This is a genomic window from Streptomyces tricolor (genome assembly GCF_002155905.1).
GTDB lineage: Bacteria > Actinomycetota > Actinomycetes > Streptomycetales > Streptomycetaceae > Streptomyces > Streptomyces tricolor.
Genome location: NZ_MUMF01000212.1, coordinates 1 through 15763 on the forward strand (window position 1 = coordinate 1; position 15763 = coordinate 15763).

Annotated in this window: 12 protein-coding genes and 1 pseudogene; 3 read left to right on the forward strand and 10 right to left on the reverse strand. The window is 71.9% G+C overall.

The features are described 5' to 3' along the window. Nucleotides 1-348 (forward strand): annotated as a pseudogene (locus CCN44_RS45055) (hypothetical protein); the annotation flags it as partial. A 468-nt stretch (nt 349-816) separates the two neighbouring features. Here CCN44_RS45055 and CCN44_RS16535 read toward each other — a convergent pair. The 3 genes from CCN44_RS16535 to CCN44_RS16545 are packed head-to-tail and all read right to left on the reverse strand — an operon-like array spanning nt 817 to nt 4861. Beyond that, nucleotides 817-1455: a response regulator gene (locus CCN44_RS16535; RefSeq protein WP_059250198.1), complete on the reverse strand. Its 639-nt coding sequence runs from the start codon at nt 1453-1455 to the stop codon at nt 817-819. Then, nucleotides 1452-2657, reverse strand: coding sequence for a sensor histidine kinase (locus CCN44_RS16540; RefSeq protein ID WP_189397137.1), 1206 nt, complete (start codon nt 2655-2657; stop codon nt 1452-1454). Before CCN44_RS16540 ends, CCN44_RS16535 begins: the two co-directional genes overlap by 4 nt. Nucleotides 2658-2662: 5 nt before the next feature. Further along, nucleotides 2663-4861 carry an MMPL family transporter gene (locus CCN44_RS16545; RefSeq protein ID WP_086698094.1) on the reverse strand — a complete coding sequence of 733 codons (2199 nt, stop codon included), beginning with the start codon at nt 4859-4861 and terminating at the stop codon, nt 2663-2665. A gap of 266 nt (nt 4862-5127) precedes the next feature. Here CCN44_RS16545 and CCN44_RS16550 point away from each other — a divergent pair, with 266 nt between their 5' ends. Together CCN44_RS16550 and CCN44_RS16555 are read left to right on the forward strand one after the other, a co-directional pair. Beyond that, nucleotides 5128-6453, forward strand: a complete 1326-nt coding sequence (locus CCN44_RS16550) for a tryptophan 7-halogenase (RefSeq protein ID WP_158103109.1) — start codon at nt 5128-5130, stop codon at nt 6451-6453. Between the two features lie 72 nt (nt 6454-6525). Beyond that, nucleotides 6526-7329, forward strand: a complete 804-nt coding sequence (locus tag CCN44_RS16555; protein WP_059250208.1) for a class I SAM-dependent methyltransferase — start codon at nt 6526-6528, stop codon at nt 7327-7329. A gap of 49 nt (nt 7330-7378) precedes the next feature. Here CCN44_RS16555 and CCN44_RS16560 read toward each other — a convergent pair whose 3' ends face one another. The 7 genes from CCN44_RS16560 to CCN44_RS16590 form a co-directional block, all read right to left on the reverse strand. Then, nucleotides 7379-8581, reverse strand: a complete 1203-nt coding sequence (locus CCN44_RS16560) for a hypothetical protein (protein WP_158103110.1) — start codon at nt 8579-8581, stop codon at nt 7379-7381. Between the two features lie 53 nt (nt 8582-8634). Continuing rightward, the gene (locus tag CCN44_RS16565; protein WP_086698097.1) at nt 8635-9699 is read right to left on the reverse strand and encodes an OsmC family protein; all 1065 of its coding nucleotides are present in this window, start codon (nt 9697-9699) and stop codon (nt 8635-8637) included. Between the two features lie 8 nt (nt 9700-9707). Then, nucleotides 9708-11006 carry a trans-sulfuration enzyme family protein gene (locus CCN44_RS16570; RefSeq protein WP_059250211.1) on the reverse strand — a complete coding sequence of 433 codons (1299 nt, stop codon included), beginning with the start codon at nt 11004-11006 and terminating at the stop codon, nt 9708-9710. Nucleotides 11007-11014: 8 nt separating this feature from the next. Next, on the reverse strand, nt 11015-12226 hold the full coding sequence (locus CCN44_RS16575) for a MalY/PatB family protein (protein ID WP_059250212.1): 1212 nt from the start codon (nt 12224-12226) through the stop codon (nt 11015-11017). Then, nucleotides 12223-12957: a ferredoxin--NADP reductase gene (locus tag CCN44_RS16580; protein WP_059250213.1), complete on the reverse strand. Its 735-nt coding sequence runs from the start codon at nt 12955-12957 to the stop codon at nt 12223-12225. The genes CCN44_RS16575 and CCN44_RS16580 overlap by 4 nt, the downstream gene beginning before the upstream one ends. 94 nt (nt 12958-13051) lie before the next feature. Beyond that, nucleotides 13052-14413, reverse strand: coding sequence for a cation:proton antiporter (locus CCN44_RS16585; RefSeq protein ID WP_059250214.1), 1362 nt, complete (start codon nt 14411-14413; stop codon nt 13052-13054). 86 nt (nt 14414-14499) lie between these two features. Then, on the reverse strand, nt 14500-15414 hold the full coding sequence (locus tag CCN44_RS16590) for a phytanoyl-CoA dioxygenase family protein (RefSeq protein ID WP_086698098.1): 915 nt from the start codon (nt 15412-15414) through the stop codon (nt 14500-14502). Between the last annotated feature and the right edge of the window lie 349 nt (nt 15415-15763).

The following is a 15763-nucleotide window of genomic DNA, read 5'->3' on the forward strand; positions in this document are numbered from 1 at the left end:
GTGGTGGAGTGGCCGGTGGCGCTCACCGGTGCGGCCGTCGCCTGGCTGACCCAGCCGCGCGGCCCCGGACGGGAGACCCCGGGCGAGGCGGCCCGGCCCGCCGCGGCGGACACCGGTTCTGCCCCCGCCGAAGCCGAGGACACCCTGGCGGAGAGCCCCGGCCCGGGTGACAGGCTGGCGCCCTCCCATTTCCGCCACGAGCACCCCGGCGGCCATGTCCACGAGCAGCCCGCCAAGGTCGGTGACTCCGCCACGGCATCGGCGCTCAGGCAGGTCGCGGAGGCCTCCGCGCACCACGACGGAACGGGCGACTCGGCGGGACACGGCCCGGCGGACCGCCCCCGGTAGTCCACCGGTACCGGGTCCGGGCAGCCGTCCGGGGGACGACTGCCCGGGGCTCCGGACGACCGGCTGACGCGGGTCCGCCCCCGAAGCCGGAGACCGCCCCGGTGTGCCCACGGTCCGGCCCGGTGCGCTCGACCGGGAGCGCGGCTCGTCGGACAGAAGGGCGGTGCTCAGGCCGCGGGGGCCCCGGCCGCGGTGAGCATGCCCTCGATGAGGCCGGCGGCGCGCCGGTGCCTCGGCGTTGGCGGGGATGCGGCCGAGGACGCGGGTCGGTGTACGTGCCGATCTGGAGGGCGACGTGCCGGCCGGAGCCTGCTGATCGCCGTCACGGCGCCGCTCTACCACCAGCTGGTGCGGTGCTGATGGCCGCGGCAGGCGCCTTCACCGTCCGTCCGCACCAGAGCGGGTGAGCGGGTGAGCGGGTACGCGCCTCCGGGCTCGCGGAACACCGGTCCCGCGGCCGGAACCCCTCTACGGCCGCCGCAGCAGCCCCCTCTCCATGGCCACCACCACCGCCCTCGTCCGGTCGTTCACGTCCAGCTTGGCGAACAGCCGCAGCAGGTGTGTCTTCACCGTGGCTTCGCCGATGACGAGGCGTCGGCCGATCTCGGCGTTGGTGAGACCGTCGGCCACCGCGCCCAGCACCTCGATCTCCCGGTCGGTCAGCGGATCCTGCACCGGGCGCCGCATCCGCGCGACCAGCTTCTCGGCGACCCGGGGGGCGAGCACCGTCTCGCCGCGTGCCGCGGCGTGCACGGCGGCCACGAGCTGCTCGCGCGTCGTGTCCTTGAGCAGGTATCCGATGGCACCGGCCTCCACCCCGCGCTCGATGTCCGCATCGGTGTCGTACGTCGTCAGGATCAGCACCCGGGTGCGCGGATACCGGCCGACGATCTCGGCCGTCGTCGCCACCCCGTCCAGGACGGGCATCCGCAGATCCACCAGGGCGACGTCGGGGTCGTACCGCTCGACCAGTTCGAGCGCCGCGCGTCCGTCGCCCGCCTCCCCCACGATCTCGATGCTGTCCTCGTCCGCGAGCAGGGCGATCACCCCGGCCCGCATCACGGTGTGATCGTCCACCACGACGACACGCAGACCGCCCTCGCTCATGCCTCCCCCTCCGCCGCGGCGGCCGACGGGAGCACCGCCAGGATCCGCGTCCCGTCGCCCACCGAACTCGTCACCGTGAGTCTCCCGCCCAGTTCCGCCAGCCGTTTGCGCATCCCGTCGAGCCCGAAGCCCGTCGACTCCTCCACCACGAATCCGGTCCCGTCGTCGGTGATCTCCAGCTCCACTCCGTACGGCCGCCGGACCAGCACCACGCCGACCGTGGTCGCGCGCGCGTGCTTGCGCACGTTGGCCAGCGACTCCTGGGTGCAGCGCAGCAGCGCGATCCGGGTCTGCTGGTCGCAGTCGAGGTCGGCGAGATCGGCGTCCACGACGAGTCCGGTGTCCTCCGCGAAGCGGTCCAGCGTGCGGCGCAGCGTTTGCGCGACCGAGCCGGCGGCCACGCCGCCCGGTCCGGGCTGCCGGCCCGAGGCGACCAGCTCCCGGGCCTCGGCGAGGTTCTCCCGGGCGGTGGACTCGATCGACCGCAGCTGATGGGCGCTGCGCGCCGGATCGTCCGGGACGGCCGCCCGTGCCGCCTCCGCCAGCACGATGATCGACGCGAAGCCCTGCGCGAGGGTGTCGTGGATGTCCCGTGCGATGCGTTCCCGCTCGTCCGCCGCGCCCTGCCGCTGGTACGCCTCGGAGAGTTCGGCCTGCGTCCGCTCCAACTCCTCGATCAGCCGCGCCCGTTCGCTGCTCTGCGCGACGACCGAGTGCGCCCACAGCCCGATCAGCACACCCACCGCGACCACGATCAGAATGGACACCATCGTCTCGCCGAGGAACTCCGCCGACCAGCCCTCCCGGGCCAGTGCCCCGGTGAGCGTGGCGCCGGCGGCCAGCCCGAGGAACGTCATCGACATCCTCGGGGTCCGCCCGAACATCCAGTAGTGCGGCAGCGTCACCATGAACAGCGCCGCGTAACTGCCGCCCAGATACGCCAGCCCGCCGAGCGCCAGCACGAGCACCGACAGGTAGACCCGCGGACGTACGACGGGATTTCCCGGGAAGCGGTCGAGCACCCCGTAGGACAGCACCACGCAGCCGAGCAGAGCCAGCGCCCGGTACGTGCTCCCGCCCGGCGGAGCGGTCGTCACCAGCCCGACGGCCATCGCACCGAACAGGAGCCAGCACACCGCGTTCCACCGGCGCAGCGACGTGGCCCAGAAGGCGTCGGCCAAGGGGTCGGTGAGAGCAGTCATACCGATCAACGTACGTCGGCCACCGGTCGCCCGTCCGCGGTACGGGCCGGGGCCGCCGGCTTCCGGCCCGCTGCCCGCGAGGGCCACCAGCTCGCCTCGCCGAGCAGCAGCATCGCCGACGGCAGCACCATGATCCGAACGATGAAGGCGTCGAGCAGCACGGCTGCCGCCAGGACGAACCCGATCTGCTTCATCTCGATGATGTGCAGGAAGACGAAGCTCACGAAGACCGTCGTCATCACCACCGCCGCGCTGGTCACCACGCTCGCCGACCGGCGGATCCCGTCGAGCACGGCCTGCCCCGTCGGCACCCCCGCGAGCACGGCCTCCCGGATCCGGCTCACCACGAACACCTGGTAGTCCATCGACAGCCCGAACAGAATCACGAAGAGGAACAGCGGTACCCGCGATCCGACCGACCCCGTGGAGCGGAAGTCCAGCAGCCCCTCCGCCCAGGTCCCCTGGAAGACCAGGACGAGCAGCCCCAGCGCCGCCGCCGCGGAGAGCAGATTGAGTACGACCCCGATCAGGCCCAGCACCACCGAGCGGAACGCGTACACGGTCATCGCGAAGGTCACGAGCAGCAGGGCCGCGAGGACCAGCGGCAGCTTGCCGTTCTGGTGCGCGGGATAGTCCGTGTACCGGGCGACATCCCCGCTCACCCCGGACTCCGCCCCGGCGACCCGGCCGACGGTGGCGGGCAGGTAGCGCTCTCGCAGGTGGTCGAGGGAGTCGTACGCCTGGTCGGAGTTGCCCAGGTACGGCACCTTCAGTTCGAGTGTGCTGATCCGGCGGTCGGCGGAGGTCCGGACGGGCGAGGCGCCGGCGAACAGGGGGTCGGCGCCGGCCCGTCGGGCCAGCTCGCGCAGCGCGTCGGCCACCTCGCCGGAGCGCGCGGCGTCGGCCCGTACGACGACCTGGTGCGTGACCCGTCGGTCCGGGAACTCCTCGTTGAGCCGGTCGTAGACCCGCATGGCGGGGATCTCGCGGGAGTGGGTGTCCCGGCTCATCTCCGTGATCTTCAATCCGGCCAGCGGGACGGCGAGCGCGAGCAGGGCGAGCACCGAGAGGCACAGGGTGGCCAGGGGGTGCCTGCTCGCGGGCCGCAGCAGCACGGTCCACACGCGTCCCCCGCCGCCGCCACGCGCCGGGCGGACCGGCTTTCCGCGCTCGGCACGGCGGCGCGCCCTGCGCTCCTGCCGCTGTCCGAGCTTGACCAGCAGCGCGGGCAGTGCCGTCAGGGAACTGGCCACGGCCACCAGGACGACCACGATCGTGCCGGTGGCCAGCGAGGAGAAGATGACGTCGGAGGCGAGGTACAGCGTCGCGGTGGACGCCACGACCGCGAGTCCGGAGATCACGACCGCCCGGCCCGAGGTGGCCGCGGCCAGCTCCACCAGCGCCTCGGAACTGAGCCGGCCGCCCGAGCGGGCGCGCTCCTCCCGCTCCCGCTTGAGGTAGAAGAGCGTGTAGTCGACGCCGACCGCGAGGCCGATCATGAGGATGACGTTCGTGCCGACCCCCGCGTCGGGGGAGAGGTGCGAGGCCACCATCGACAGACCGACGGCCGCCGCGATCGAGGAGAGGGCGAGCAGCAACGGCACCCCCGCCATGGTCACCGAGCCGAAGACGACCAGCAGCGTGACCAGCGTGATGGGCAGCGTGATCTTCTCGGAGAGCGCCAGGTCGTCGCTGCGCTGCTGGTCGACGCCCTTGCTGACGGAGGGACTCCCGGTCTCCTCCAGCAGCAGCCCCGGATACGCCTCCTGCACCGCCTCGGTCTGTGCGACCAGCGCGTCGACCTTGTCCTTCGCGTCCCGCTCCTCGCCCTTCAGGGCCACCTCGACCATGAGGACCCGCTGGTCCCCGGACACCACCGGCCCCGCCACCCCCGCGACCTCGGACAGCCGCCGCATCCTGCCCGTCAGGTCCCTCGCGGCGGCCTCGGCCGCGACCCGGTCGAGCGGGCCCGACCGGGAGGAGATCAGCACCTGCTCGGCGGGCCTGCGCTCCAGCCGCCCCTCGGCGGCCATCGCCTCCGCCCGGCCGGCCTCACCGACCCGGTAGTCGGCCGTCTTCGCGCTGTGCGTGCCGACGGCACTGCCGGCCCCCAGGCACACCACCACGAACAGAAACCAGCCGACGACGGCCCGCCAGGGGTGCCGAGCACTCCAGCGCGCCACGCGCACAGTGAATGAATCCATACCCAAAAGCCTTGCTGGCCAGGGCACTTGCCGGACAGAGGTACCAGGTTGAACTTGGCGTCCACCGATCGGTGGACGCGCAGTGAGAAGCACCGCAGCGTTCCGGGGCCGCCGCGCCGGCCGGGCCGGCGCGACGGCCTGGGAGCGGCAGCGGTGGACTGCTTAGGTCAGGTCCGGATCAGGCCAGTCGAGATCGCTGACACAGGCTCCAACGGTGGGAGAACCTGCTGGTCACGGGAACGACGCACGATCGGAAGGGCTCAGGCGTGAAGCGCGAAATCATTGTGGTCGGCGGGGGTACGGCAGGTCTGATCGCCGCCATCACCCTCACTCGTACGTGTCCGGACACGGACGTCACCGTCATCCGCTCCACCGCGCTCGGCACCATCATGGTCGGCGAGGGCACCTTCGCGAACACGCCCAGCTATCTGCACGGTGTCCTCGGCATCCCGGAGGACGACTTCTACGCGAAGGTCAACCCCGTCTGGAAGCTCGGCGTCCGGCTCAACTGGGGCCCGCGGCCCTACTTCGACTACCCCTTCAACGAGCAGTTCGACAACCAGATCCTGCCGAGTCAGCACAAGCCCTGGGGCTACTACCACCTGGACGAGTACGAGGGCGGCTCGCTCCCGGCCGCCGTCACGGGCAAGGCACCCGCGAAGAACTTCGGCTACCACATCGAGAACCAGCCGTTCGTCGCCTACCTGGAGCAGCACTTCGCCGGCCTCGGCGGGAAGCTCCTCGATGCCAAGGTGGCGGCGGTCGAGACCGGCGAGGCCGGCGTCGAGTGCCTGGTCCTCGATTCGGGCGAGCGGTACACGGCGGACTTCTTCGTCGACGCGTCGGGCTTCCGAGCCGAGCTGATCGGCAAGGGGCTCGGCGAGCCGTTCGTCAGCATGCGGGACCACCTCTTCTGCGACAAGGCGGTGGTGGGCGGCTGGACGCGGGAGGACGAGCCGATCCAGCCGTACACGACGATGGACACGATGGACGCCGGCTGGTGCTGGCGCATCGACCACGAGAACGTCATCAACCGCGGATACGTCTACAGCAGCGCCCACATCAGCGCCGACCAGGCCGCCGAAGAGCTGGTGCGCAAAAACCCGAAGATCGACGCGAGCAGCCTGCGGGTCGTGCCCTTCGAGGCGCGGCACATCCGCCGGCCGTGGGTGAAGAACGTCGCCGCCATCGGGAACGCCTGCGGCTTCGTCGAGCCGCTGGAGGCGACGAACATCCAGGTCATCTGCATGCACGCGGAACGGCTCGCCCAGGCCATCAACGCCGGCGGCCTCGACAACCCCGACCTCGCGCAGGACTACAACGAGGCCGTCCAGCTCCAGTGGGAGGACATCCGTGACTTCCTGGCCCTGCACTACCGCTTCAACAACCGCCTGAACACCCCTTTCTGGGAGATGGCGGTCCGGGAGACCCCCCTGGGCGGCCTGGACGAGTACGTCAAGCTCTACCAGGAGAGCGGCCCGGCCCTGTTCACGGACGCGGCCGGCAGGCCGGGGAGCATGTTCGGGTACGACGGTCACCTCGCCCTTCTGCTGGGCCTGCGGGTGCCGTGGAAGGACGGCGGGATCCGCTGACCGGTTCTTCGTTCCGCCCGTCGCCGTGTCCACGGCGGCGGGCGCCGTCAGGTCCGCTCACGAAGAGGCACCATGATCGATCACTCCCTCCTGGCACGACACTACGAGTCCTTCAGCGAAGGGCCCCGGCTGCAGAAGTCACGGGTGCGCCGCCTCGAATACGACACCACCCTCCACGTCCTCGACCGGCATCTCTCCCCCCGGTCCGCCGTCCTGGAACTCGGCGCCGGCCACGGGGCCTACTCCTTCCGTCTCGCCCGGCAGGGGCACCGCGTCACGGCGACCGACCTCGTCGACGTGAACGTCGAGGCGATGCTGGCCCTGGCGCAGGAGGAGGGGCTCGACTCGGTCGACATCCGCCGGGCCGACGCGACGCACCTCGACGGCATCACCGACGGTGCGTACGACGCGGTGCTGTGCCTCGGACCCTTCTACCACCTGCGGACCCGGCAACTGCGCCGCCGCTGCCTGCTGGAATGCCGGCGCGTGGTCCGGGACGGAGGCATGGTCGCCGTCTCGTACATCAACCGCGTCTTCGCCGTGAACTACCTGCTCAGGAAGGGCAGTCCGCTGACGGCGGACCAGTACGCATCCCTGATGCAGCCCGACGACGAACGCGTCGACTACCCGGACGAGTTCTTCAACGTCGCGCACTTCTCGACCCAGGAGGCCGTCGAGGCCGAACTGCGGGCGGCCGGCCTGGAGATCGTGGAGCACGCCGGGACGGACGGCGCGTGCGGATTCTTCCCGGAGACCCTGGAGGGCCTCGACGAGGCCGCGTATCTCGACTACCGGGACTACCACCTCACGACCTGCTCCCAGCCGTCGCAGCGGGGCGCCAGCAGCCACTGCCTCGTCGTCGCCAGGAAGATCTGACCCCTGTGCCCCCAGCGCCCGCCCGGCCCCGCCGGGCGGGCGCCGCGCTTCACACCATGGCCGTCGCCAGCACCTGGGACACGATGCGCTCGGCGTCCTCGCCGTGGAAGGTGTTGATGCCGACGCGCCGTCGGCCCCAGGAGTCGGAGCGGGCGTATCCGAGTCCGAGGCCGAACACCCCGGGTACGGGGGTGCGGTCGGCGTCCAGGACGCGGCACCGGTCGTCGACCGCGACCGTGCCGTCGCCCGTCGGTATCCGCTGCCCCCACTGGTCGAACAGCGGCACCTCCCGGGTGCGGTAGCCCAGGGCGTGGACGACCAGGCCCGCCTCGGCGAGCGCCGTCCGGGCGCCGGCGGAGCCGGACTCACGGAGGGTGAGCCGCGGTTCGCGGCCCTGGAGCGCCCGCAGGCACAGCTCACGGGGGCCGGACCGCAGTCCGTGGAAGCGGTTGATCACACCCGACTCCGGACAGGTCTCCAGCCGGCCGACGAGGGCGGCCGGCACGGACTCGGTCTCGGACAGGTCGGCGTAGGAGAGGGAAATGCTGCGGTGGACGAGGACCAGGCCGCCGGCGGGTATCCCGTCGCCGAAGCGGTCGAGCAGGAGCTGGGCGGCCGCGAAGCCGCTGTGCGAGCCGCCGAGGACGGCGATGCGGCCACCGGAGCCGATCACCCGGGCGGCCTCGTCGAGCCGCCCGGACAGCAGCTGGGCTGAGCCGATCAGCCGGCCCGGCGGCACCCCGTACCGTCGGCAGACCCGCGCGGTGTCCTCGTAGCCGCCGGTCGCGAGCACGACCGACTCGGACGTGACGAGTGCCGACCCGGCCCCGTCCACGCTCGTCCAGGAGCCGTCGCGATTGCGGCGGACCCCCCTGACGTCGGCCCCGTAGGTGAACCCGTCCGGCAGGACGTCCTCCACCGCCCGTGAGAGGTCGTTCATGAACGCGCCGACCAGCCGCAGCGGGACGCCCCGGTCGTGGCGCTCGCGCAGCTGCCGGCCGGCCCGGCCGTGCAGCGCCGCGGCGAAGGCCCCGTCGGCGCGGACACCCGCGAAGAAGTCCCGGCCGACGGAATTGGCGTCGATCAGGAAGGGGAAGCGGAGGCCGCCGAGGGCCGCGGGGGTCGGTGAGCGGTCGAGGAACGCCGTCCCCTCGGCCAGGAGACGTGGCAGCTCGGCCCTGCGGTCCGCCGCGAGGGCGAGCCCCAGAGCGGCCGGGCCGCATCCGATCACTTGGCAGAGCGCTCCGCTCACCGCGTGCTCCTCCCGCTTCCTTCGCATGTCGACGACTCCCGGATCACGTGTCTCTACCGGCCCGCTGCGGCCCGGAGGGTCTCCCGCTCGTCGCTGGACAGCCGCACCTCGACGGGGTGCGGCAGCGCGAGCAGTTCGACGAGGGCGGACCGCTCCACCGCGGTGCGGAAGTACCTGTCGGCCTCGTCGGCCCCGAGGCCGGCCGGCCGGTCGACGGTGCAGCCGATGGTCTGGAAACCGACCGCCGCCGCCGGGTCGACCAGCATCAGGCCGCGCAGGTCCAGCAGCCCGTGGGCGTGCACGCTCCAGGTGCCGGCGCTCCCGGTGGCGGCCTCCTGCTCCCGCGCCGCCAGCGAGGCCAGTTCGGCCGCGAGGGCGAGCACGACGTACTCCTGCGGATTCGGCGCCCAGTCGACACCGGCGAACTGCTTCGCCTCGTCGACCCGGAGGGGCAGGCGGCATCCGCCGGCGTCGAGGCCGGCCGACTCGAACTGGGTGCCGCTGATCCACTTCACATGGCGGCGTACCGTACGTCCCCCGGACGCGCCGGCCGGGATCGCCGCGGGGCTCCAGCCGAGTTCCCGCTCGCCGGCGTGGAAGTGCAGCTCGGTGGTGTCCTTGACCGTGCGGTGGTTGGGGCTGCGGTCCAGGATCTGCCGGGTCACCTCCTCGATCAGGCCGGCGTCCGCGTCGGACCGGGTGGTGATGTCGTAGGCGATCCGGCGCACCCGGGCCGTGGGCAGGAAGTCCTCCTCCTGCGGCTGCACCTCCGCGGAGACGACCATCTCGATGCTGTCGAACGTGATGCCCCGGGCACTGCCGCCCGCGATGGCCGTCTTGAGCGAGCACACCCCCACCGCGGCGAGGGCCAGATCGAGCGGGGTGTGCTCCTGCGGCTGCGGGTCGGCGGGGTGGTCCTGCCACCCGTCGGCGAGGTCGAGGGCGAACCGGCGCGCGGACTTGATCCGCCCGAGGATCGCCGGACGCGTCCACGCACGCAGTCCCCGTCCGGGCCGGAAGCAGGCGGTGGCGTGGTAGTGGAAAAGCGCTTCCCGGGCGTCGTCGCGGATCTCGTTGACGAATTCGCTGGAGCTGGAGACGCTGAAACCGTTGCGCATGGCTCTCCCTAGATCGTTTCGAGGGCTCGGGCGACGTCCGCGACGAGGTCTTCGGCGCGCTCCACGCCCGCGGAGTAGCGGACGAGCCCGGGCCGGATCCCGATGGACGCGCGCTGCGCCGTCGTCAACGAACAGTGCGAGGTGTTGAAGGGCAGGCTGACCAGCGACTCGACGCCGCCGAGGCTGGTCGCCAGGTACGGGATCCGCAGGGCGGAACAGAACTTCAGGGCCGCGTCGTCGCCGCCCGCCACCTCGAAGGCAACCATGCCGCCGTAGCCGCCGAGCACGTCCTCGCGCAGGTGCTGGTGGGGGTAGTGGTCCAGCGACGGGTGATGGACGGCCAGCACCTTCTCGTGACCGTCCAGGAAGGCGGCCAGCCGCTCGGCGTTGTCGTTGTGCGCCCGCATGCGCAGGGCCAGGGTCTTCAGACCGCGTTCCAGGAGGTAGCAGGCGAGCGGCTCCGTCGTGCCGCCGAAGCGGAGCGCCTGTGCCCAGACGCGGTCGACGAACTTCCTGCTCCCGGCCACCACGCCCGCCGTCACGTCGCTGTGCCCGTTGAGGTACTTGGTGGCGCTGTGCACCACGACGTCGGCGCCCAGGTCCAGCGGCCGCAGGTTCACCGGTGACAGGAAGGTGTTGTCGACGACCAGGAGGGCGTCGTGCCGTTTCGCGATGTCGGCGATCGCGCGCAACTGCGGCGCCTTGAGCAGCGGATTGGTCAGGCTCTCGAAGAACAGGAGCTGGGTCTCGGGCCGGATGGCCGCCTCGACGGCGGCCAGGTCGGTGGAGTCGACGAACGTCACCTCACGGCCCGCCGACGGCATGTCCTCGCGCATCAGGTTGTAGGTGCCGCCGTACACGTCGTACGCCGTGACGATGTGGCTGCCGTTGTTGGTCAGCGCATAGATCGTGCTGGCGATCGCGCTCATGCCGGACGAGGTGACCAGGGCGCTCTCGGCGCCTTCCAGCGCGGCGGCCTTCTCCTGCACCGACCACTGCGAGGGGTTGCCGTACCGCGTGTAGATGGGTACGTCGCGGGTGGCGCCCCGCTCGAACGCCGAGTAGCTCAGGTCGTCCAGCAGGAACGTGCTGGTCTGGAAGACGGGGGTGCCGACCGCGCCGGTCACCGGGTCCTCGTACGTGCCGCCGTGCACCGCGACGGTCGCCGCCCCGAGCGAGGGGTCGACGGCCCGGTGGTGGACGGAACGCGGGCCGGGGTTCCGGCGCCGCTTGAGGTCGTTGAGCCACTGCGCGTCGTCCTCCAGCCCGGCCCGGAAGCCGACTGCTGTCCGGTCTTGCTCGCTCACGGTTCTCCTCACGTGGTCTGTCGTGCGAAATCTCTTGGTCCAGGCGCCGGCATCGCGGACGCGCGTCGATGCACGGCATCGGCCATCCGCCGGACGATCCGGGTGAGGATCGGTTCGGTGGTGGCGAAGTTGAGGCGTACGAAGCCCCGGCCGGGCGCGCCGCAGCTGCCGCCGTCCACGGTCGTCACGCCCGCCTCGGAGCGGAAGAAGGCCGCCAGGTCGGGGCCGGGCAGACCCAGCCGCCGGCAGTCCAGCCAGCCCAGGTAGGTGCCTTCGGGCGGTAGGTAGCCGACGTCGGGCAGGTGATCGCGGAGCAGGTCGCGCAGGAGACGCCGGTTGCGGTCGAGGCGGGCGCGTACGCCGTCCAGCCAGGCCGCGCCGTCCCGGTACGCCGCCGTGCCGGCCACCACGCCCAGGATCGACGTGCCGTCGGTGGCCAACCGGCCGAGCCCCTCCCAGCGCGCGCGGTCGGCGTCGTTGGTGAGCACCATCTGGGCGCACTTCAGCCCGGCGATGTTCCACGCCTTGGAGGCGGACACCGCGGTCAGGGTGTGGTGCGCCGCGGCGGACGACGTCGAGGCGTACGGCACATGACGGTGGCCCGCGTACACGAGCGGGGCGTGCACCTCGTCGGAGAAGACCCGTCCGCCGTGCCGGTCGACGACTTCGCTGATGGCGGTCAGTTCGCCGGCGTCGAGCACCCGGCCCAGCGGATTGTGCGGGTTGCAGAGCACCAGCAGGTGTCCGCCCTGGCGGTAGGCCCGGTCCAGGGCGTCGAGGTCGTAGACGTACCTGCTGCCCGACCGCACCAGGCCCACCTCGATGACCCTGCGGCCGAGCAGGCCGGGGACGGTGAGGAACGGGGTGAAGGTGGGAACGGGAACGATGACGGGGGAGCCGGGCCGGGAGAAGTGCTCGACGGCCACGTGGAAGGCGCGGACGACGTCGGGCAGCAGCCGTATGTCGGCGGGCGCGACGTCCCAGCCGTAGGCGCGGCGCTGCCAGTCGGCGCACGCCTCGCCCAGGCCGCCGGCGAGCCCCGGGGGCAGGTAGCCGAGGAGGTTCTTGCGGAGTGCCTCGGCCAGTGCGGCGGTGACCGGCGGCGCCGTGCCGTAGTCCATCTCGGCGGCGCACGCCCCGAGCAGGCCCGGTCCGGAGACGGTCCACTTCAGGTGCCCCGCGTCGCGCAGCGCCTGCGCGGTGACGTCGTCGTCGCTCATCGCGTACGCGGGGGTCGGCCCGACGACTCGGTCCTGATGGAGGACGGTGGTCGTCCCGCGGCCAGCAGGGCGTCGACCACCATGGCCTGGTAGCCGGGCGGTCCGCAGACGTAGGCGGTGGGCGCGTGCATCGAGGCGGCGACGTCCCGCACCGTCTCGGCGTCGAGCCTGCCCTCCGCCCCGGTCAGCCTGAGGTCGAGACGCATACGCCCGCGGTGGGCGCGTTCCAGGTCCTCCAGCGCGCCGACGAACGGGGTGGTGGCGCGGTCCCGGCCCGAGTAGTGCAGCCGGACCGTCCGGCCGGAGGTGGCCAGGGCGTACTTGCACAGGGAGTACAGCGGTGTGATGCCGAGGCCGGCGGCGAAGAGGAGGATCCCGCTGTCGGACTCGTCCAGGGTGAACTGCCCGGTCGGTGGCAGCGCCTCCAGCGTCATGCCGGGGACGGCCTTCTCGTACAGCCAGTTCGAGCCGGCGCCTCCGGGGGTGTCCCTGACGGTCACCGCGAGCCGGGGGTCCGACACGGGACAGGTGGAGATGGAGTACGAGCGCATGACGGGCCGGTCGGCGCCGACGGGCAGCCGGAGGGTGAGGAACTGCCCGGCGCGATAGGCGAGGCGCTTGTCGGCGGAACCCGGAGCGGGCTCCAGCACGAAGGTCTTGACGTCCTTTCCCTCTTCGACGATGCGGTCGATGCTGACGTGGATGAGCGGAACGCCGGCTGGCCGGCTCATGGACGGGCTCCTTCATCGGGGGCGGATCGGTGCCTGTGGCGGCTCAGGCACCGCCGGGACGCCCGGGGGACGTCCCGGCGGTGCCGGCCGGCGCTCAGCCGGGGCTGGGCGCGCCGACCAGGTCTCCGGCGTGCTGCTGATGGCCGGCCGGAGGGGCGGCGCCGGCCGGCGGCGCGGCCGGCTCCGAGCCGGAGGAGACGCGCTTCGCGGCCCATGCCCGTCGTGCGTCCTCCTCCCGTTCCGGCGTGAAGTGGAGCCGGTAGAGCGGCAGCGCCAGTCCCGTCGTCAGGACGGCGATCAGCACCAGGATCGAGAACAGCTCCTTCTCGATGAGGCCGAGGGACAGACCGATGTTGATGAAGATCAGGATCATCAGTCCTCGGGCGTTCATCAGCCCGCCCATCGCCACCGACTCGCCCCGGCCCCATCGGAAGGAGCGCAGGACGGCCAGCGAGGACAGGAACTTGGAGGCGAAGCCGGCCACGAACAGGACGCCGAGCGTCCAGACGTAGGTGCTGTTCATGGCGCCCGTGAGGTCGGTGTTGAGGCCCGAGAAGGCGAAGAACACCGGCAGGAACAGGCACCGTACGACCTGCATCAGGCGTACGTTCAGCAGCGGGGCGAAGCCGGGGACCCGCGGCAGCGCGACGCCGCAGACGAAGCCGCCGAAGACCGAGTAGATGCCGATGTAGTCGGTGAACCACCCGGCGGCGAGGACCGTCCCGAGCAGGGCGACGACGAGTCCGTCACCGATCTGCCCCTCGCGCACGGCCTTCTCCATGGGCGCGCGGAACAGCCTCGGCAGCAGGACGAAGGCGGCCCCCAGGAACAGCACGGAGGGGACGATGGTCTTCCAGGAGGCGAGCAGACTGCCGTGGACGAACAGCGCGCTCACCACCGCGAGGATGCACCAGGCCGCCGCGTCGTCGATCGCCGCCGCCCGGACCGCGACACCACCGAAGTCGGTGTGCATCATTCTCCGCTCCTGGAGCACCCGGGCGAGCATCGGGAAGGCCGTCAGGGAGAGCGCGCCCCCCACGAAGAGCATGAACAGCGGCAGGCTGACGCCGGAGGGCCGGTAGTCGTCCGCGATGTACCAGGCCGCGGCGGCGCCGACGAGCAGCGGGACCACCACGCCGGCGGACGACAGCACCACCGGCAGTGCCTTGTCCTTCCGGCTGCCCGGGTGGTACTCGTGCTCGAGCCCGACGAGGAACATGTACAGGCACAGCCCGATCATGGCGATCACGTACAACGTCGGCTTGACCGCGGCCGAGAAGACATAGCCGCTGAAGTCCGGCGCCAGCGCGCCGAGCACGGTGGGCCCCAGCACGATGCCGGAGACCATCTCGCCCACCACGGCCGGCTGGCCGATCCTGGTGGCGAGGCGCCCGAAGATCCGGGCGGCCAGCACGATGACGCACAGCGCTGCGGTCACCGCGAGGAGAAGCTGCATTTTCGGGTCGTGCATCGGTCCGACGACCTCCGCCCTTTCGTTCAGATGACGCGGGATTCGCCCCGGCGGCCTCGGCGGGTGCCGGCTCAGCGGCTGACGGTGCCCTCTTCCAGGCGCTGCACCATGCGGCGCGTGGTCTCCAGCGGGGTCTCGGCGAGGGACGGCTCGCTGAAGCCGCCCCGCTCGTTGATCTCGGCGACGGTGGCGTTCCACTCCTCGTGACCGCGGAAGGCGATGGACTCCTCGGGGGAGTAGGCCGGCCACTTGCGGTACTGGTTGGCCGCGGAGCCCGCCTTGCCGCGGACCAGGATCGGGTCGAGGTAGAGGCCCTCGTTCGCGACGAGGGTGGAGGTGGCGATGTACCCGATGTCCAGTCCGCAGCGCCGCTTCTCGGAGGTGTTCGCCTCGGAGCAGTGCAGGATGTTCGGGTGGTGGATGGAGACGTCGCCCGGCTGGAGTTCGATGTCGACCACGCCGGCCTTCTCCGCCCAGTCGCGGACGATCTCCTCGCGGGTCTCGGAGTAGAGCATGTTGGCGACGTCGGTGCGCACCGACGGGGCGTGGATGGGCAGTTCGTGGCTGCCGGGGATGATCCGGAGGCAGCCGTTCTCCGTGGTGGACTCGTCGATGGCGGCCCACACGGTCAGCGCCTCCATGGGCCGCAGCTTCCAGTAGGCCCCGTCCTGGTGCCACAGCACGGGGCGGCCGTCGCGCGGCGGCTTGCAGACGTAGTGGGAGGTGAAGCACGCCAGGTCCGGGCCGAGGATCAACTCGGCGATGTCCACCAGGCGTTCGTCGGTCACCAGGCGGACCCAGAACGCGTCGTTGCGCATCAGCGGGTGGTGGTACTCCTCCGGCCGCAGGTGCGGGTACCGGCGCCCCAGCCACTCGACGTGTTCGCGTGCTTCGGCGATGAGGTCCTGGTCGAGGACGTTGCGGAGGATCGCGAAGCCGTTCTTCTCGTACTCGTTGAGAACGGCCGCGGTGTCGATCTCGGACATGGGAAAACCCCCACGGGTGTGAATGGACGGTCAGGGACGGCGCTGTGCGGCGCGCGGATGCGGCGGCGGACAGAGCGCGGAAGAGGCGGGGAAGCAGGCGGGTAGGCGTGCTCCGCCCGGCGATGGGCCGCGCGTCGGGCGGCCGGGAGAGGAATCGGGGCCGGTCGGACGACCGGCGGGCACCGAAGGCGGTCGGCGCGTCGGGGAGCCGTACGGCGGTGGCGGCGTGGCCCGCCGCTCGCTCACTGCCAGCCGGTGGTGTCCTGCACGGTGGCCGGGGCCGGGGACTGCCAGCCGGTCGTGGCGCCGAGGGCGTGGGTGCCGGTGGTGGAGCGGCCGGCTGCGTGGT

Excerpts from the sequence above, each read along its gene's own strand:
- CCN44_RS16540 (WP_189397137.1), bottom strand. The coding sequence starts at position 2,657 with ATGACTGCTCTCACCGACCCCTTGGCCGACGCCTTCTGGGCCACGTCG.
- CCN44_RS16535 (WP_059250198.1), bottom strand. The coding sequence starts at position 1,455 with ATGAGCGAGGGCGGTCTGCGTGTCGTCGTGGTGGACGATCACACCGTG.
- CCN44_RS16555 (WP_059250208.1), top strand. The coding sequence starts at position 6,526 with ATGATCGATCACTCCCTCCTGGCACGACACTACGAGTCCTTCAGCGAA.
- CCN44_RS16545 (WP_086698094.1), bottom strand. The coding sequence starts at position 4,861 with ATGGATTCATTCACTGTGCGCGTGGCGCGCTGGAGTGCTCGGCACCCC.
- CCN44_RS16580 (WP_059250213.1), bottom strand. The coding sequence starts at position 12,957 with ATGAGCCGGCCAGCCGGCGTTCCGCTCATCCACGTCAGCATCGACCGC.
- CCN44_RS16585 (WP_059250214.1), bottom strand. The coding sequence starts at position 14,413 with ATGCAGCTTCTCCTCGCGGTGACCGCAGCGCTGTGCGTCATCGTGCTG.
- CCN44_RS16590 (WP_086698098.1), bottom strand. The coding sequence starts at position 15,414 with ATGTCCGAGATCGACACCGCGGCCGTTCTCAACGAGTACGAGAAGAAC.
- CCN44_RS16575 (WP_059250212.1), bottom strand. The coding sequence starts at position 12,226 with ATGAGCGACGACGACGTCACCGCGCAGGCGCTGCGCGACGCGGGGCAC.
- CCN44_RS16565 (WP_086698097.1), bottom strand. The coding sequence starts at position 9,699 with ATGCGCAACGGTTTCAGCGTCTCCAGCTCCAGCGAATTCGTCAACGAG.